Source organism: Serratia sp. K-E0102, assembly GCF_029962625.1.
GTDB classification, from domain to species: domain Bacteria; phylum Pseudomonadota; class Gammaproteobacteria; order Enterobacterales; family Enterobacteriaceae; genus Serratia; species Serratia sarumanii.
In genome coordinates this window covers 3871302-3888410 of record NZ_CP124754.1, presented here as the reverse complement: position 1 = coordinate 3888410, position 17109 = coordinate 3871302, and the positions used below count along the sequence as shown (strand labels likewise).

Sequence of the window (17109 nt, the reverse complement as noted above, 5' to 3'; positions counted from 1 at the left end):
CAGGCATTCACCGGCTGAAACAATAAAAATGCCCTGAATGCCTTTCAGCCGTAGCCACCCGCTACTAAAATTTGTACAATGCCGCGCCCCTGATAAGACGACTTGTCAGGGGCGTGTTTTTAGTGCCGCCACCCGAATCATGCGGGCTGAAATGCACAACTTACTGTCCATTCTTTAGCGCCATAACGTGTAATAACGAGGCCAGAGATCATTATGTTAGAACCCATCACGTCCGAGCACACCGTGTCTGAAAATAATTCGCTGACTACCCCCTCCGTTAACGTGGAGCAACCGGCTGCGGCCAAAATCAACCTGCTGGACCTGAACCGCCAGCAAATGCGCGAGTTCTTCGCCGAAATGGGCGAGAAACCGTTCCGCGCCGATCAGGTGATGAAGTGGATTTACCACTACTGCTGCGACGATTTCGAGCAGATGACCGACATCAACAAAGTCCTGCGCGGCAAGCTGCAACGCGTGGCGGAAATCCGCGCGCCGGAAGTGGCGGAAGAACAGCGTTCGGCCGACGGCACCATCAAGTGGGCGATTAAAGTCGGCGATCAGCAGGTCGAAACCGTGTACATCCCGGAAGCCGACCGCGCGACGCTGTGCGTCTCCTCGCAGGTGGGCTGCGCGCTGGAGTGCAAATTCTGTTCGACGGCGCAGCAGGGCTTCAACCGCAACCTGCGCGTGTCGGAAATCATCGGCCAGGTGTGGCGCGCGGCGAAAATCATCGGCGCGCTGAAGGTGACCGGCCAACGCCCGATCACCAACGTGGTAATGATGGGGATGGGCGAGCCGCTGCTCAACCTGAACAACGTGGTGCCGGCGATGGAAATCATGCTCGACGACTTCGGCTTTGGCCTGTCCAAACGCCGCGTGACCCTGTCTACCTCCGGCGTGGTGCCGGCGCTGGACAAGCTGGGCGACATGATCGACGTGGCGCTGGCGATCTCGCTGCACGCGCCGAACGACACCATCCGCGATGAGATCGTGCCGATCAACCGCAAGTACAACATCGAGACCTTCCTGTCCGCGGTGCGCCGCTATCTGGAGAAATCCAACGCCAACCAGGGCCGCGTGACCGTCGAGTACGTGATGCTGGATCATATCAACGACAGCACCGACGATGCGCATCAGCTGGCGGAAGTGCTGAAAGACACGCCGTGCAAGATCAACCTGATCCCATGGAACCCGTTCCCGGGCGCCCCTTACGGCCGCAGCTCCAACAGCCGGGTGGATCGTTTCTCCAAGGTGTTGATGGAATACGGCTTTACGACTATTGTTCGTAAAACCCGTGGTGACGATATCGACGCCGCCTGCGGGCAACTGGCGGGTGAAGTGATCGACCGTACCAAGCGTACCCTGAAGAAGAAAATGGCCGGGGAACCTATCAACGTACGGGCGGTCTGAATCCTATAGCACCATTTTTTGTTATCTAACAGCCTGTTATGCGAAAGCGTGTCGCTGGCGGGCGTTAGCTGACGGCCGATAAGGAAATGAATGCGGGCATGAAGCTGAAACTGTGGGGTGTGTGGCTGGCGGCCGGGTTGTTGGCCGGGTGTTCCGGTTCAGCGCCGGAAAAGGAAGCGCAAGTCTCTGAGGCGAGCCAAACGCGGTTGCAGCTGGGCTTGGAGTACCTGCAGCAAGGCGATATGGACGCCGCGCGCCAGAACCTGGAAAAGGCGCTGGACGCGGCCCCGCAGGATTACCGCACGCAGTTGGGCATGGCGCTCTATGAACAGCGGATCGGTGAAAATGCCGCGGCCGAACAGCGTTATCGGCAAGCGCTCAAACTTGCGCCGGGCAATGGCACCGTATTGAATAATTACGGTGCGTTTCTTTGCGGTTTAGGGCAGTATGTACCGGCGCAACAGCAGTTTAGCGCTGCGGCGCTGGCGCCCGATTATGGCCAGGTCGCCGACAGCCTGGAAAACGCAGGTTACTGTTTTCTCAAGGCCGGACAAAACGATGAGGCGCGCACGCTGTTGAGCCGCGCGCTGAAAGTCGATCCGGACAAAGGCACTCCGCTGTTGGCGGAGGCCGAAAAGCAATTTGGAGAAGGGAAGCGCGCCCAGTCGCAACTTTTATTGAATGTTTATCAGCATGTTCTGCCGGCCAGCGCCAGCAGCTTATGGTTACAGATTCGTTTCGCCGCGTTAGCCGGCCGTCAGGATAGCGTTCAACGCTATGGCAAGCAGCTAGCGCGAAGTTTTCCACAATCCAAACAGTACCAGCAGTTCTTAGCTAATGAATACTGAAGCCTCCCAAGATAAAACCGTATCCATGACGACGGGCCAGCGCCTGCGTCAGGCCCGTGAGCAACTCGGGCTGAGCCAACAGACCGTTGCAGAACGCCTGTGTCTCAAAATGTCCACCGTGCGCGATATCGAGGAAGACAGCGTGTCCGCTGACCTCGCGTCCACCTTCGTGCGCGGCTACATCCGTTCCTACGCCAAGCTGGTGCATTTGCCGGAAGACGAACTGCTGCCGATGCTGGCCAAGCAGGCGCCGTTGAAGATGGCGAAAGTGGCGCCGATGCAAAGCTTCTCGCTGGGCAAGCGCCGCAAGAAACGCGACGGCTGGCTGATGAGCTTCACCTGGCTTATCGTGTTCGTGGTGATCGGCCTGACCGGCGCCTGGTGGTGGCAAAACCACAAGGCCCAGCAGGAAGAGATCGCCACCATGGCCGATCAGTCCTCCGCGCAGCTTTCGCAGAATAACGAAGGGCAGTCCGTGCCGCTGACCGACGGCAATGCCGATGCCGGCACCAACGTGCCGTTGACCGACAACAGCGCCGCGCCGGCCGATACTGGCGCAGCGGCTCAGGCGCCGGCGGCGACCGCCCAGGCGCCGAGTGCGGCTCAGCAGCAGCCTGCCGTGGTGTCGCCAAGCCAGACCACCCTGCCGGAAACCGCGCCGGCGGCACAAGCGCCGTTGCCGACCGCCGATGCGGGCGTGGCTGCGCCGGCGGCCGATCCGAATGCGCTGGTGATGGATTTCTCTGCCGACTGCTGGCTGCAGGTGACCGACTCGAGCGGTAAGACGCTGTTCAGCGGCACCCAGAAGCAGGGTGGCAAGCTGAACCTGACCGGCACTGCGCCGTATAAACTGACCATCGGCGCGCCGGCGGCAGTTCAGATCCAGTATCAGGGTAAACCGGTTGATTTAAGCCGGTTCGTTAAGTCAAACCGTGTTGCTCGCCTGACCGTCGCCGCGCAGTAATCGCGCGGCACCGGTCGTGATGTCAGAGCAGCAATGGAGAGTAAGTAATGCATAACCAAGCGCCCATCAACCGTCGAAAATCTACACGCATTTACGTCGGCAAGGTGCCTATTGGTGATGGCGCGCCGATTGCCGTGCAGTCGATGACCAACACCCGTACCACCGATGTTGAAGCAACGGTTAATCAGATCAAAGCGCTGGAGCGCGTGGGCGTCGACATCGTCCGCGTTTCGGTTCCTACCATGGACGCCGCCGAGGCGTTCAAGCTGATCAAGCAGCAGGTCAACGTGCCGCTGGTCGCCGATATCCACTTCGATTATCGCATCGCGCTGCAGGTTGCCGAATACGGCGTAGACTGCCTGCGCATCAACCCGGGCAACATCGGCAACGAATCGCGCATTCGCTCGGTGGTGGACTGCGCCCGCGACAAGAACATCCCGATTCGCATCGGCGTCAACGGCGGCTCGCTGGAGAAAGACCTGCAGGAAAAGTACGGAGAACCTACGCCGGAAGCGCTGCTGGAGTCCGCCATGCGCCACGTGGACATCCTCGATCGCCTCAACTTCGACCAGTTCAAGGTCAGCGTCAAGGCGTCGGACGTGTTCCTGGCGGTGCAGTCTTACCGCCTGCTGGCCTCGCGCATCGATCAGCCGCTGCATCTGGGCATCACCGAAGCCGGCGGCGCACGCAGCGGGTCGGTCAAATCGGCCATCGGCCTGGGCATGCTGCTGTCTGAAGGCATCGGCGACACCCTGCGCATCTCGCTGGCGGCGGATCCGGTCGAAGAGGTGAAGGTCGGTTTCGATATCCTGAAGTCGCTGCGCATCCGCGCGCGCGGTATCAACTTTATCGCCTGCCCGACCTGTTCGCGTCAGGAGTTCGACGTGATCGGCACGGTGAACGCGCTGGAGCAGCGCCTGGAAGATATCATCACGCCGATGGACGTTTCGATCATCGGCTGCGTGGTGAACGGCCCGGGCGAAGCGCTGGTGTCCACCATGGGCGTGACCGGCGGCCACAAGAAGAGCGGCTTCTATGAAGACGGCGTGCGCCAGAAAGAGCGTTTCGACAACGAACAGATGATCGACCAGTTGGAAGCGAAAATTCGCGCCAAGGCCGCGATGATGGACGAAAGCAACCGCATCACGGTCAACCTGCTGGAAAAATAAGCGTTATCGCTACACGGCGGGCCTGTTGGCCCGCTTGTTTATGAACCTGAAGGGCAGAAAACCGCATCCGCGTTGAATACCGGGCGGCAAAGTCCCTATAATCAGGTTCATTTTTACAGACAACGGACAGAGAACTCACGTGGCAAAGAACATTCAAGCCATTCGCGGCATGAACGACTACCTGCCGGAAGAAACGGCATTATGGCAGCGTATTGAAGGCACCCTCAAGCAGGTGCTGGGCAGCTACGGTTACAGCGAAATCCGGTTGCCGATTGTAGAGCAGACCCCGTTATTCAAACGCGCGATCGGTGAAGTGACCGACGTCGTGGAAAAAGAGATGTATACCTTCGAAGACCGCAACGGCGAAAGCCTGACGCTGCGTCCAGAAGGGACGGCCGGCTGCGTGCGCGCCGGCATCGAACATGGTCTGCTGTACAATCAGGAACAGCGTCTGTGGTACATCGGCCCGATGTTCCGCTACGAGCGCCCGCAGAAGGGCCGTTACCGTCAGTTCCATCAGCTGGGCGCGGAAGTGTTCGGCCTGCAAGGCCCGGACGTCGACGCCGAGCTGATCCTGCTGACGGCCCGCTGGTGGAAAGCGCTGGGCATCGCCGAGCACGTCAAGCTGGAGCTGAACTCCATCGGTTCGCTGGAGGCGCGCGCCAACTACCGCGACGCGCTGGTGGCGTTCCTGGAGCAGCACGTTGAGGTGCTGGACGAAGACTGCAAACGCCGCATGTACAGCAACCCGCTGCGCGTGCTGGACTCCAAGAATCCTGAGGTGCAGGCGCTGTTGAACGACGCGCCGCGCCTGTCCGAGTACCTGGATGAAGAATCCCGTGCTCACTTCGCCGGTCTGTGTGAACTTTTGGCGCAGGCAGGTATCCCATATACCGTTAACGAGCGCCTGGTGCGCGGTCTGGATTACTACAACCGCACCGTGTTTGAGTGGGTGACCACCAGCCTGGGCGCGCAGGGCACCGTCTGCGCGGGCGGCCGTTACGACGGCCTGGTCGAGCAACTGGGCGGCCGCGCCACCCCGGCGGTCGGTTTCGCCATGGGCCTCGAACGCCTGGTGTTGCTGGTGCAGGCGGTTAACCCGGAATTCAAGGCGCCGTCGGCTATCGACGTGTACGTCATCTCTTCCGGCGCGGGCACCCAGAGCGCGGCGATGCAGCTGGCTGAACAGGTGCGCGACGCGGCGCCGCAGCTGAAGCTGATGACCAATTACGGCGGCGGCAACTTCAAGAAGCAGATCACCCGTGCGGACAAATGGGGCGCGCGCATTGCGCTGATCCTGGGTGAGAGCGAAGTGGCGGCGCAGCAGGTGGTGGTGAAAGACCTGCGCAGTGGTGAACAAGAAACGCTGGCGCAAAGCGAAGTCGCTGCGCGTCTGGCTTTGATGTTAGGTTAAGGAGAAGGACACCGTGGAAGTCTATACCACTGAAAACGAACAAGTCGACGCACTGCGTCGGTTCTTTGCCGAGAACGGCAAAGCGCTGGCGGTGGGCGTGGTGCTCGGAATTGGTGCCCTGGTTGGCTGGCGTTACTGGCAGAGCCATGAAAACTCCAACATGATGGCTGCGTCGCAATCCTATCAGGAAGCCAGCGATCGTCTGGCGGCCGGCAAGCCGGATGACGTGGCTGCCGCGGAGAAATTTGTCCAGGCTAACGGCAACAGCTACGGCGTATTGGCCGCGCTGCAGTTGGCCAAGCACTTTGTCGAACAGAATGATTTCGCCAAGGCGGAACAGCAATTGGCGCTGGCGCAGGGCCAGACCAAAGACGACAACCTGCTGGCGATGATCGACCTGCGTCTGGCGCGCGTCCAGCTGCAGGAGAAAAAGCTGGATGAAGCGCTGAAAACGCTGGATGGCGTGAAAGGCGAAGGCTGGGCGGCGATGATGCAGGATGTGCGCGGCGATGTGCTGCTGGCCAAGGGCGACGCCAAAGGCGCGCGCGAAGCTTACAGCAAAGGCATTGAGTCCAACGCTTCTCAGGCGCTGCAGGTTCTGCTGCGCATGAAATTGAATAACTTGTCCAGCTAAGGGGAATTCCCATGCAATTGCGTAAAACACTCTTGGTCGGACTGGTTTCCGCTGCCTTGCTGAGTGGTTGCTCGCTGTTTAACAGCGAAGAAGACGTGGTTACCATGTCGCCGTTGCCGAAAGTTGAAAATCAGTTTACGCCGAGCAAGGCGTGGAGCACCTCGGTGGGCGACGGCATCGGTGAGTATTACTCCCACCTGCGTCCGGCCTATCAGGACAGCACCATTTACGCCGCCGATCGCTTCGGCATCGTGAAAGCGATGGACGCCGACAGCGGCAACGAGAAGTGGAAGGTCAATCTCTCCGAGAAGACCGGCTTCTTCTCCAGCAACCTGTCTGCGCTGCTGTCCGGCGGCCTGACGGTCGCGGGTGACAAGGTTTACGTCGGCAGCGAAAAAGCGGTGGTTTACGCATTGAACACCGCCGACGGCGCCATCGCCTGGCAGACCAAAGTGGCCGGCGAAGCGATCTCCCGTCCGGTTGTCAGCGACGGCATGGTGTTGGTGCACACCTCCAACGGCATGCTGCAGGCGTTGAACGAAGCCGACGGCGCGGTGAAATGGACGGTTAACCTGGACATGCCTTCGCTGTCGCTGCGCGGTGAATCCGCGCCGGCCGTCGCCTTTGGCGCCGCCATCGTCGGCGGTGACAACGGCCGCGTCAGCGCCGTGCTGATGCAGCAGGGTCAACTGATCTGGCAACAGCGTATTTCTCAGCCGAGCGGCGCGACCGAAATCGATCGCCTGAATGACGTGGACACCACGCCGGTGATCGTTGACGGCGTGGTCTACGCGCTGGGCTACAACGGCAACCTGACGGCGCTGGATCTGCGTTCCGGCCAGATTATCTGGAAACGCGAGCTGGGTTCGGTGAACGATTTCATCGTCGACGCGGGCCGCATCTACCTGATCGACCAGAACGATCGCGTAGTCGCGCTCAGCACCGAAGGCGGCGTGACCGTGTGGACGCAGAGCGATCTGCTGCACCGCAACCTGACGCCGCCGGTGATGTATAATGGTTATCTGGTGACCGGTGACGCCGAAGGCTATCTGCACTGGATCAACACCACCGATGGCCGTTTTGTCGCCCAGCAGGAAGTGGACAGCTCCGGCTTCCTGTCTGCGCCGATGGTGGCCGGCGACAAGCTGGTCATCCAGGCTCGCGGCGGGAAAGTTTACGCTTTCACCCGCTAACGCCGCTCGTCGCAAGGCTTGAAAACGGCTCCTGAGTGTTCAGGGGCCGTTTCGTATTTTTATAAGCTGCACCGCTGGTGTCTATCCACAGTGCAGTAACGCATTGATTATTAAGTAATGAGGCTTCAACAATGATACCTGTCGTCGCGCTGGTCGGGCGCCCGAATGTGGGTAAATCCACCTTGTTCAACCGTTTAACCCATACGCGCGATGCGCTGGTGGCGGATTTCCCGGGGCTGACGCGTGACCGCAAGTATGGTCGTGCTGAAATCGAAGGCAATGAATTTATCATTGTCGATACCGGCGGTATCGACGGCACCGAAGACGGCGTCGAAACGCGCATGGCCGGTCAGTCGCTGCTGGCGATCGAAGAGGCGGACATCGTGCTGTTCATGGTCGACGCCCGCGCCGGCCTGATGCCGGCGGATCAGGGCATCGCCCAGCACCTGCGCAGCCGCCAGAAGGCGACCTTCCTGGTGGCCAACAAGACCGACGGTCTGGATCCTGACACCGCCACCGCCGATTTCTACTCGCTCGGCCTGGGTGAAGTGTTCGCTATCGCCGCTTCCCACGGCCGTGGCGTGACCCAACTGATCGAACACGTGCTGGTGCCGTTCGTGCCGGAAAAACCGGAAGACGTCGAGCTGACCGAGGAAGAGGCCAACGCCGCTTACTGGGCCGAGCAAAACGGCGAAACGCTGGAAGGCGAAGAAGACGAAGAGCCGGAAGAAGCGTTCAACCCGCAGGATCTGCCGATCAAGCTGGCGATCGTCGGCCGTCCGAACGTCGGTAAGTCTACGCTCACTAACCGCATCCTCGGCGAGGAGCGCGTGGTGGTGTATGACATGCCGGGCACTACCCGCGACAGCATCTACATTCCGATGGTGCGTGACGAACGCGAATACGTGCTGATCGACACCGCCGGGGTGCGTAAACGCGGCAAGGTGACTGAAACCGTCGAGAAGTTCTCGGTGATCAAGACCCTGCAGGCGATTGAAGACGCCAACGTGGTGCTGCTGGTGATCGACGCGCGTGAAGGCATCTCCGATCAGGATCTCTCGCTGCTCGGCTTTATCCTCAATAGTGGGCGCTCACTGGTGATTGCGGTCAACAAGTGGGACGGCATGAGCGAAGAAGATCGCGAGCACGTGAAAGAGATGCTCGACCTGCGTCTGGGCTTCGTCGACTTCGCGCGCGTGCACTTCATTTCCGCTCTGCACGGCAGCGGCGTCGGCAACCTGTTCGAATCGGTGCAGGAAGCCTACGAGTGCGCAACCCGCCGCGTAAACACCTCGATGCTGACCAAAATCATGCAGATGGCGGTTGACGATCACCAGCCGCCGTTGGTGCGCGGCCGCCGCGTGAAGCTGAAATACGCCCACGCCGGCGGTTACAACCCGCCGATCGTGGTGATCCACGGCAACCAGGTCAGCGACCTGGCCGATTCGTACAAACGCTACCTGATGAACTACTTCCGCCGCTCGCTGAACGTGATGGGGACGCCGATCCGCATCCAGTTCAAAGAGGGCGACAACCCGTTCGCCGGCAAACGCAACCTGCTGACGCCGACCCAGATGCGTAAGCGCAAGCGCCTGATGAGCCACCTGAAAAAGAGCAAGTAATCGCTCATGAGGGGCGCGGCAGTGATGCCGCGCCCCTTTTTTATTGGCCCGAAATCGTTTTATTATCTGAAGATTACCTCGCCTGCCTGAAGGAACACCATGTCCTGGGAAACCTGGAGTTTTGCGTTCAACGTCACCGTGCCGAATCTGCTGATGATGCTGTTGGGGATCCTGCTGCGCCATTGGCGCCTGATGGATGACCGCTTTGTCGACGGCGCGACCCGCCTGGTGTTCAATCTGGCGCTGCCGTGCCTGCTGTTTTTCAGCATCGCCACCAACCACCCGCAGCTGCTCGGCAACCTGCCGCTGGTGCTGTTCGGAGCGGTCGGCACGCTGGCGACCTTCCTGCTCCTGGAGCTGGCCGCCAAGTGGTTGGTGAAAGAACCGCGTGAGCGCGGGGTGTTCGTGCAGGGCGGTTTCCGCGCCAATACCGCCATCGTCGGCCTGGCCTACGCCATGACCGCCTACGGCAGCGAAGGCATTGCGCTCGCTTCGCTGTACCTGACGGTGACGGTGATCCTGTTCAACGTGCTGTCGGTCATCACCCTCACGCGCAGCCTGCAGGGCGGGCAGGGCAAGAAAATCAGCCACCTGTCTTTGCTGCGCAGCATCGTTACCAACCCGCTGATCATCGGCCTGGTGTGCGGGCTGCTGTACGCGCAAACCGGGCTGGGCATCCCGACCGTGATCCGCCAGACCGGCAGCTATATCTCTGCGCTGTCGCTGCCGCTGGCGCTGCTGTGCACCGGCGCCAGCCTGGATTTTCGCGCCATGTTCCGTTCGTCCAACGTGGCGGCGCTGTCGTCGGCGGCCAAGCTGTTTCTGGTGCCGTGCCTGATGACGCTGGCCGGCTGGCTGTGCGGGTTTCAGGGGGCTGCGCTGGGCATTATCTTCCTGTTTTCCGCCACGCCGACCGCGTCGGGCAGCTATGTGATGACGCGCGCCATGGGCGGCAACGCCACGCTGGCGGCCAACATTATCGCCATCACCACCGTCGGTTCGTTCTTCACCACCGCGTTGGGGATTTATTTCTTGCGCTCATGGGGCGCGATTTAACCTGGAGTCGTTATGGAAGCGCACTGTCCGCAATGCCGTCAGACCATGAAGTGGGTAGCGGGTCACTACCATTGTGCAGCCTGCCAGCGCGATTATCGGCAGCTGGCGAGCTGCCCGGAGTGCGGGCAGCCGCTGCAAGAATTGAAAGCCTGCGGGGCGGTGGATTACCTGTGCCAGAACGGGCACGGGCTGATCTCCAAAAAACGGGTGAATTTCAGCTATCAGCCGCTGTAAGCCCTCACTCATCCACCTGGCCGGTTTTCCACAGATCCACCAGCGCCTGCGGCGCGCTGCTTTCCGGGATTAACAGCACGATCTCAGTGCTCAGGGTGGGGCTGGTGTAGTTGATTTGCACGCGGTAGTAGCGCTGGTCGCCGCAGCCGGGGGAGCTGGGCTGGCCTTCTTCCTGCGCATAGGGCAGCGTCTGGTTCAGCAACTGATTCAGGCGCTGCCGCTGCTCCGGCGTGATATCGGCCAGCGCGATGCGGCGCTGGCCCGCCAGTTTGGGAATGTAGGCGAAGCCTCCCTCGCGCGCCAGCTCAATGACCGTATCCTGATTGAGCGTCGGCAGCGGTTTCATTATTCCACCCCCACCTGATGCCAGGCTTGCTGCACCTTGTCCGCCACGCTCTGATCGAAACGCGCCTGCGCATGTTTCACCGTTGTGCGGGCGAAGGTGGCGAAGTCGGCGTTTTGCGGCAGCGCTTTGTCGCACACCGTGTCATACCAGACGTAACCGGCTTTCTCCCAGGCGAAGCCGCCCAGCGCCGTCGCCGCCAGGTAGAAGGCGCGGTTGGGGATGCCGGAGTTGAGGTGCACGCCGCCGTTGTCTTCCTTGGTCTGGATATAATCCTTCATGCTGGCGGGCTGCGGGTCTTTGCCCAGCAGCGGATCGTCGTAGGCGGTGCCGGGTGCCGACATCGAGCGCAGCCCTTTGCCTTTGATGCCCTCGGCGAGCAGCCCGGCGCCGATCAGCCAGTCGGCTTTATCGGCGGTTTGCTGCAGGTGGAACTGCTTGACCAACGAGCCGAATACGTCGGACAACGACTCGTTGAGCGCCCCGGACTGCTGATAGTAGATCAACCCGGCTTCGCTCTCGGTCACGCCGTGCGCCAGCTCGTGGCCGACCACGTCGATGGCGATGGTGAAACGGTTGAAGATTTCGCCGTCACCGTCGCCGAACACCATCTGCTGGCCGTTCCAGAAGGCGTTCTGGTACTCCTTGCCGTAGTGCACGCTGCCGACCAGCGGCAGCCCCTGGTTATCCAGTGAATTGCGGCGGTAGGCCTGCCAGAAGAAATCGTAGGTGACGCCGAGATAGTCGTAGGCTTCGTCCACCGCCACATCGTGGTTGCTGGGCTGGCCCTCTTTGCGCACCTGTTTGCCGGGCAGCTGGGTGCCGTTCTGGGCGTCGTAGATATCGCGGAGCGCTTCGCCGGCTCGGGCGTTTTTCTCGGTCGGCGAACGCAGCGGCTTGTTGCCGAGCAGGCTTTGTACGTGGTTCAGCGTGTGCAGCGCGCAGTCGCGCTGCGGGGCGTTGCCGTGTTCAATGATGCGGCGCAGCATGTAGGGAGGAATGACGGAACGCATGCGCTGGGCTGGCATAGTGGCTCTCCTTAGGCAAAAATTTTACCTCATCGAATGAATGCACTGTGCCTAAGTGTAGCCTACTCGTCATAAAGCCTGTGGTCATGCGTGCTCACCGCCGGCGCGGTCTTGTGCGGGCTGATGCGTCGCACCGAGGCGCGCACCGCCAGCCGGCCGTGCAGCAGCAGATTGCACGGCGGCGCGTCGGCGCGCAGCATGCGCCGCTGCAGCAGCTGGATCGCCTCGTAACCCAGTTCGTCGCGCGGCACCTGCACCGAGGTCAGCGGCACATCGTGGATTTCCGCCAGATTGAAGCCGTCGGTGCTCATCACCGAGACGTCGCCCGGCACGCTCAGCCCCCGCTTGTTGAGCGCTTTGACCGCCCCGACCGCCATGTAGTCGCCGCCGGCCAGGATCGCCGTCGGCAGCGGGGAGTGGCCGTGGATGCCATCGAGATAGGTGGTCAGCGCCTGCTCGGCCTCTTCGCCACCGAAGCCGGAGGTGGTGATCAGATGGCGGCCGTCGTCGAACGGCAGATGATGCCGGGCGTAGGCCTGGCGGATGCCCGCCAGCCGCAGTTCCATGGTGTGGCGGCGCAGGCATTGCAGATTGAGGATATGGCTGTGCCCCTGCTGGAACAGGTAGCTGGCGGAATAGTCGCCGATCAGCTGATGATCCGGCGAGACGCTGTCCAGCCGCATCTGCCGATCGCTGCAGTTGATCAGCACGCAGGGCTTGTGCAGATCGGCGGCCAGGGTGTGGATATGCTCGTCGTCGATGCCGATGATCAGCGCCGCTTCGGTGTGCGGGTCGCTCATTTTTTCCAGAAACAGCGCGCCGTCGCTGTGTTGCTCTTCCAGCCCGCAGTAGCGGATGCGCACCTCGTGCTCCATCAGCGCGGCGGCGATACCCTGAATGACCTTGTAGTAGAAGATGTCGGTGCGCACGTCGAACGCGCGCTGCGGCGCGAACACCATCACGTTGTTCAGCATCAGTCGGCCGCTGGAAATGCCCTGCAGAATGCCGTTTTGCTGCGCACAGTCCAGCACCTTGCGGCGCGCCTCGGCGCTGGTGTTGGCCTTGCCCGCCAGCACGCGGGAAACGGTGCTGATCGACAGCCCGGTTTGGCGAGCGATCTCCTGAATTTTCAGCTTTCCGTTCATTCTGTGATCTCCTTCAAATTCGTCCGTGAGAATATTTTCATTGCAGATTTTCAGCGTCTTGACCGGATTTCTTGGTCATTATGACTATTTTTTCACCCGCCTGTGAAAATCTTTGCAAAAAACAGCGTTTCGCTGCGCGCTCTCGCTGAGTAGTCTGCATTGGTACACCAATTTTAGCGACCTGTCAGTCCAATTTTAACGGTGTGCGAAAATGAAAACAAAAATAAATCATGGGGTTGTGATTGTCTGTCGGCCAATGATATGGCGCCGACCCGTTTTCACCGCCCCGTGTTTGATAGCACAACGTACCCTACCAAAACGCGCGTCGCCGTAGCCGGCGGCCGCGGGGAGAGAACCGATGAGTGTGGAGATCAATCAGGCGGTCGCGCAGAGCGGCCGGCGCAAGTTCAAATCGCTGCGCTGGTGGATGCTGGCGCTGTTCTTGCTGGGTGTCACGGTCAACTACATCACCCGCAACTCGCTGGGCATTCTGGCGCCGGAGCTGAAAACCAGCCTGAACATGAGCACCGAGCAATATGCCTGGGTGGTGGCGTCGTTCCAACTGGCTTACACGGTGTTTCAGCCGATCTGCGGCTGGCTGATCGACGTTATCGGCCTGAAGATGGGCTTTCTGATCTGCGCCGGTATTTGGGCGGTGGTATGCATGCTGCACGCCGGCGCAGGCAGCTGGCTGCAACTGGCCATTCTGCGTTTCTTCATGGGGGGCGCGGAGGCGGCGGCCACCCCGGCCAACGCCAAGGCGATCTCCGACTGGTTCCCGAAGAAGGAGCGGCCGATCGCCGCCGGCTGGGCCGGCGTCGGTTTCTCCATCGGCGCCATGCTGGCGCCGCCGATCATCGTCATCGCTCACGTCTCTTTCGGCTGGCAGGGCGCCTTCCTGTTCTCCGGCGGGCTGGCGCTGATCTGGGTGGTGCTGTGGTGGCTGTTCTACCACTCGCCGCAGCAGCACCCGAACCTCAGCCAGCAAGAGCTGGATCTGATCCGCGAAGACAACGAACCGGTGCTGCCTAAGCTGCCGTTCCTCACCTCGCTGGCCAGCCTGTGCAAGAACAAGAAGTTTTACGGCATCGCCATCCCGGCCTTTCTCGCCGAGCCGGCCTGGGCGGTATTCAGCTTCTGGGTGCCGCTGTACCTGGCCACCGAACGCGGCATGGATCTGAAACAGATCGCGATGTTCGCCTGGCTGCCGTTTCTGGCGGCGGATATCGGCAGCGTCGCCAGCGGCTATCTCACCACCCTGTACCGCAAATGGTTCGGCTGCAGCCGCGTCAACTCGGTGGTCGCCAGCTCGGTGACCGGCGCTTTCCTGATGGTGTCGCTGGCGTTCGTGGCGATCACCCAAGATCCCTATGTGGCGATCGCGCTGATCTCGATCGGCGGCTTCGGCCACCAGGTGATCTCCTGCATGCTCAGCGCGCTGGTGGTGGAGTCGTTCGATAAAAACCAGATGGCGACGGTCAACGGCATGCGCGGATCCAGCGCCTGGATCGCCAGCTTCCTGTTCACGCTGCTGATCGGCGCGGTATCCGACACCATCGGCTTCAACCCGCTGTTCATCGCCATGGGCTTCTTCGATCTGATCGGTGCCCTGTTCCTGATTGCCCTGATCGCCGAACGCGGCGGTAAGAAAACACCTTCACACAGCTAAGTGGAATGCTTATGAAAACCTTGAAAAACTGGACGCTGGCGGCGCAGCATGCCGACCACGTTGAGCTGCTGGTCGATGAACGCCACCGTTTCTGCCTGTACGTGCTGGAAGACGGTCTGTTCCGCGTGTTGATCAAACGTGAGGGCGAACTGGCGCTGGATCGTACCTGGAGCATCGCGCCGCAGGAAGATGTGCCCTGGGAGGGGCGCGATCGGCTCAGCGTCGCCGGCTTCAGCCTGCCGGGCTACCAGCTGCGCCAGGAGGGCGATCGGCTGGTGGTCAGCACGCCGCTGCTGCGCGTGACGGTGCATCAGCCGCTGTGGCTGGAATGGGAATATTGCAACGCCGCCGGCGAATGGCGGCCGCTGGCGGCGGATCGGCCGACCAGCGCCTACCTGCTCAATGCGCACGGCGACGGCGTGGCGCACTATCAGCGGCGTTTCGCCGATGAGCGTTATTACGGCCTGGGGGAGAAGGCCGGCGATCTGGAGCGCACCGGCCGCCGCTTCGAGATGCGTAACCTGGACGCCATGGGCTACAACGCCGCCAGCACCGATCCGCTGTACAAGCACATTCCGTTCACCATCACCCGCGGGCCGGAGGCGAGCTTCGGCCTGTTTTACGACAACCTGAGCAGCTGCTGGTTGGATCTGGGCAACGAGATCGACAACTACCACGCGGCCTATCGCCGCTATCAGGCCGAAGCGGGCGATCTGGATTACTACCTGTTCCTCGGGCCGAAGGTCTTGGACGTCACTAAGGCCTTCGTGCGCCTGACCGGCCGCACCCACTTCGGGCCGAAGTGGAGCCTGGGCTACAGCGGTTCGACCATGCACTACACCGACGCGCCGGATGCCCAGCAGCAGCTGCAGCAGTTCATCGCGCTGTGCCGTCAACACGCCATTCCCTGCGACTCCTTCCAGCTGTCGTCGGGCTACACCTCGATCAACAACAAGCGCTACGTGTTCAACTGGAACTACGACAAGGTGCCGCAGCCCAAGCAACTGAGCCAGGCGTTTCACGACGCCGGCCTCAGGCTGGCGGCCAACATCAAGCCGTGCCTGCTGCAGGATCACCCGCAGTATCAGGAGGTGGCGGCGCAGGGGCTGTTTATCCGCGATTCGCAAAGCGACGCGCCCGAGCGCTCCAGCTTCTGGGACGACGAAGGATCGCACCTCGACTTCACCAACCCGGCGGCGGTGCGCTGGTGGCAGCAGGGCGTCACGCAGCAGCTGCTGGAGATGGGCATCGACTCGACCTGGAACGACAACAACGAGTACGAAGTGTGGGACGGCGAAACGCGCTGCCACGGCTTCGGGCGGCCGATCGCCATCAAGCACATCCGCCCGGTGATGCCGCTGCTGATGATGCGCGCCTCGATGGAGGCCCAGCAGCGCTTTGCGCCGCAGAAGCGGCCGTACCTGATCTCGCGCTCCGGCTGCGCCGGCATGCAGCGCTATGTGCAGACCTGGAGCGGCGACAACCGCACCAGCTGGCAGACGCTGCGCTACAACATCCGCATGGGGCTGGGCATGAGCCTGTCCGGGCTGTATAACCTCGGCCACGATGTCGGCGGCTTCTCCGGCGACAAACCGGATGCGGAGCTGCTGGTGCGCTGGGTGCAAAACGGCGTGATGCATCCGCGTTTCACCATCCACTCCTGGAACGACGACGCCACGGTCAACGAGCCCTGGATGTACCCGGCCGCCACCCCGGCGGTGCGCGAGGCGATCAACCTGCGTTACCGACTGCTGCCGTATTTCTACACGCTGTTGTGGCAGGCCTGCGCCGACGATGAGCCGATGCTGCGCCCGACCTTCCTCGATCATGAACAGGATGCGCGCACCTTCGGCGAGAACGACGATTTTCTGATCGGCTGCGATCTGCTGGTGGCCAGCGTGGTGGAGCCGGGGCAGCGCCGGCGTTCGGTGTATCTGCCGGACAACGGCGAAGGCTGGTACTGCTTCTACAGCGGCCAATGGTTCGGCGGCGGCCAGACGGTGACGCTGGCGGCGCCGCTGGAGCGTTTGCCGCTGCTGGTGCGCGCCGGGGCGGCGCTGCCGCTGTCGCAGCGGCTGGCGCATGTGGACGTGGCCGCCGACGATCGGCGCGAACTGCGGCTGTTTCCGCTCAAGGGCTGCGGCGCAAGCAGCGGGCTGTTGTTTGAGGACGACGGTGAAAGCGAAGGCTGGCGACAGGGCGATGCGCTATGGCTGCGTTGGGAAATGCGCTGCGACCATCAGCGCATCATGCTGGATATCACGACGGAAGGGCGTTTCCGCCCGGCCTGGCGCACGTTGGCGCTCAGCCTGCCGGAAGGCGAAATGCGCGCGCTGTGGGTGAACGGTGAACCGGGCGAGCGTTTTACGCTGGAGTAGGG

15 protein-coding genes are annotated in these 17109 nt (G+C 61.5%); 12 read left to right on the top strand and 3 right to left on the bottom strand.

The window, feature by feature from the left end; all coding sequences use genetic code 11:
* Positions 1–213 precede the first annotated feature (213 nt).
* From SSARUM2_RS18515 to SSARUM2_RS18470, 10 genes are all read left to right on the top strand, one after another.
* On the top strand, positions 214–1410 hold the full coding sequence (locus SSARUM2_RS18515; RefSeq protein WP_004941426.1) for a bifunctional tRNA (adenosine(37)-C2)-methyltransferase TrmG/ribosomal RNA large subunit methyltransferase RlmN: 1197 nt from the start codon (positions 214–216) through the stop codon (positions 1408–1410).
* Between the two features lie 98 nt (positions 1411–1508).
* The gene (pilW, locus tag SSARUM2_RS18510) at positions 1509–2258 is read left to right on the top strand and encodes a type IV pilus biogenesis/stability protein PilW (protein WP_060453105.1); all 750 of its coding nucleotides are present in this window, start codon (positions 1509–1511) and stop codon (positions 2256–2258) included.
* Positions 2248–3222 carry a cytoskeleton protein RodZ gene (gene rodZ, locus SSARUM2_RS18505; RefSeq protein ID WP_060453056.1) on the top strand — a complete coding sequence of 325 codons (975 nt, stop codon included), beginning with the start codon at positions 2248–2250 and terminating at the stop codon, positions 3220–3222. The genes pilW and rodZ overlap by 11 nt, the downstream gene beginning before the upstream one ends.
* A gap of 47 nt (positions 3223–3269) precedes the next feature.
* Positions 3270–4391: a flavodoxin-dependent (E)-4-hydroxy-3-methylbut-2-enyl-diphosphate synthase gene (gene ispG, locus SSARUM2_RS18500; protein ID WP_016929756.1), complete on the top strand. Its 1122-nt coding sequence runs from the start codon at positions 3270–3272 to the stop codon at positions 4389–4391.
* A gap of 139 nt (positions 4392–4530) precedes the next feature.
* Positions 4531–5805 carry a histidine--tRNA ligase gene (hisS, locus tag SSARUM2_RS18495; RefSeq protein ID WP_033635593.1) on the top strand — a complete coding sequence of 425 codons (1275 nt, stop codon included), beginning with the start codon at positions 4531–4533 and terminating at the stop codon, positions 5803–5805.
* Between the two features lie 13 nt (positions 5806–5818).
* Positions 5819–6439, top strand: a complete 621-nt coding sequence (locus tag SSARUM2_RS18490) for a YfgM family protein (RefSeq protein ID WP_033635592.1) — start codon at positions 5819–5821, stop codon at positions 6437–6439.
* A gap of 11 nt (positions 6440–6450) precedes the next feature.
* Positions 6451–7632, top strand: coding sequence for an outer membrane protein assembly factor BamB (gene bamB, locus SSARUM2_RS18485; protein ID WP_033648914.1), 1182 nt, complete (start codon positions 6451–6453; stop codon positions 7630–7632).
* 131 nt (positions 7633–7763) lie between these two features.
* Positions 7764–9254, top strand: a complete 1491-nt coding sequence (gene der, locus SSARUM2_RS18480; protein ID WP_004941442.1) for a ribosome biogenesis GTPase Der — start codon at positions 7764–7766, stop codon at positions 9252–9254.
* Between the two features lie 99 nt (positions 9255–9353).
* Positions 9354–10310, top strand: a complete 957-nt coding sequence (locus SSARUM2_RS18475; RefSeq protein WP_047730075.1) for an AEC family transporter — start codon at positions 9354–9356, stop codon at positions 10308–10310.
* 12 nt (positions 10311–10322) lie between these two features.
* Positions 10323–10544: a zinc ribbon domain-containing protein gene (locus tag SSARUM2_RS18470; RefSeq protein WP_060439414.1), complete on the top strand. Its 222-nt coding sequence runs from the start codon at positions 10323–10325 to the stop codon at positions 10542–10544.
* Positions 10545–10548: 4 nt separating this feature from the next.
* Here SSARUM2_RS18470 and SSARUM2_RS18465 read toward each other — a convergent pair whose 3' ends face one another.
* The 3 genes from SSARUM2_RS18465 to SSARUM2_RS18455 all read right to left on the bottom strand — a co-directional run bounded on the left by SSARUM2_RS18465 (position 10549) and on the right by SSARUM2_RS18455 (position 13060).
* Positions 10549–10890 (bottom strand): protealysin inhibitor emfourin, encoded by a 342-nt coding sequence (locus SSARUM2_RS18465; protein WP_033648911.1) that lies wholly within the window; start codon positions 10888–10890, stop codon positions 10549–10551.
* A complete protein-coding gene (locus tag SSARUM2_RS18460) occupies positions 10890–11915 on the bottom strand; it encodes a M4 family metallopeptidase (RefSeq protein WP_033648910.1) in 1026 nt (341 codons plus the stop codon). Before SSARUM2_RS18460 ends, SSARUM2_RS18465 begins: the two co-directional genes overlap by 1 nt.
* A 62-nt stretch (positions 11916–11977) precedes the next feature.
* Entirely contained in the window at positions 11978–13060 is a 1083-nt protein-coding gene (locus tag SSARUM2_RS18455; protein ID WP_033654276.1) for a LacI family DNA-binding transcriptional regulator, read from the bottom strand.
* Between the two features lie 358 nt (positions 13061–13418).
* On the opposite strand from SSARUM2_RS18455, the gene SSARUM2_RS18450 reads away from it, so the two are divergent.
* Together SSARUM2_RS18450 and SSARUM2_RS18445 are read left to right on the top strand one after the other, a co-directional pair.
* Entirely contained in the window at positions 13419–14729 is a 1311-nt protein-coding gene (locus SSARUM2_RS18450; protein WP_033635583.1) for an MFS transporter, read from the top strand.
* A gap of 11 nt (positions 14730–14740) precedes the next feature.
* Positions 14741–17107, top strand: coding sequence for a glycoside hydrolase family 31 protein (locus SSARUM2_RS18445; protein ID WP_060453055.1), 2367 nt, complete (start codon positions 14741–14743; stop codon positions 17105–17107).
* Positions 17108–17109 lie beyond the last annotated feature (2 nt).

What these genes read in the sequence shown, in the direction of transcription:
- pilW (WP_060453105.1), top strand. Translation starts at nt 1,509, where the DNA reads ATGAAGCTGAAACTGTGGGGTGTGTGGCTGGCGGCCGGGTTGTTGGCC.
- SSARUM2_RS18450 (WP_033635583.1), top strand. Translation starts at nt 13,419, where the DNA reads ATGAGTGTGGAGATCAATCAGGCGGTCGCGCAGAGCGGCCGGCGCAAG.
- SSARUM2_RS18460 (WP_033648910.1), bottom strand. Translation starts at nt 11,915, where the DNA reads ATGCCAGCCCAGCGCATGCGTTCCGTCATTCCTCCCTACATGCTGCGC.
- SSARUM2_RS18515 (WP_004941426.1), top strand. Translation starts at nt 214, where the DNA reads ATGTTAGAACCCATCACGTCCGAGCACACCGTGTCTGAAAATAATTCG.
- SSARUM2_RS18445 (WP_060453055.1), top strand. Translation starts at nt 14,741, where the DNA reads ATGAAAACCTTGAAAAACTGGACGCTGGCGGCGCAGCATGCCGACCAC.
- SSARUM2_RS18475 (WP_047730075.1), top strand. Translation starts at nt 9,354, where the DNA reads ATGTCCTGGGAAACCTGGAGTTTTGCGTTCAACGTCACCGTGCCGAAT.
- ispG (WP_016929756.1), top strand. Translation starts at nt 3,270, where the DNA reads ATGCATAACCAAGCGCCCATCAACCGTCGAAAATCTACACGCATTTAC.
- bamB (WP_033648914.1), top strand. Translation starts at nt 6,451, where the DNA reads ATGCAATTGCGTAAAACACTCTTGGTCGGACTGGTTTCCGCTGCCTTG.
- SSARUM2_RS18465 (WP_033648911.1), bottom strand. Translation starts at nt 10,890, where the DNA reads ATGAAACCGCTGCCGACGCTCAATCAGGATACGGTCATTGAGCTGGCG.
- SSARUM2_RS18455 (WP_033654276.1), bottom strand. Translation starts at nt 13,060, where the DNA reads ATGAACGGAAAGCTGAAAATTCAGGAGATCGCTCGCCAAACCGGGCTG.
- SSARUM2_RS18470 (WP_060439414.1), top strand. Translation starts at nt 10,323, where the DNA reads ATGGAAGCGCACTGTCCGCAATGCCGTCAGACCATGAAGTGGGTAGCG.
- rodZ (WP_060453056.1), top strand. Translation starts at nt 2,248, where the DNA reads ATGAATACTGAAGCCTCCCAAGATAAAACCGTATCCATGACGACGGGC.
- der (WP_004941442.1), top strand. Translation starts at nt 7,764, where the DNA reads ATGATACCTGTCGTCGCGCTGGTCGGGCGCCCGAATGTGGGTAAATCC.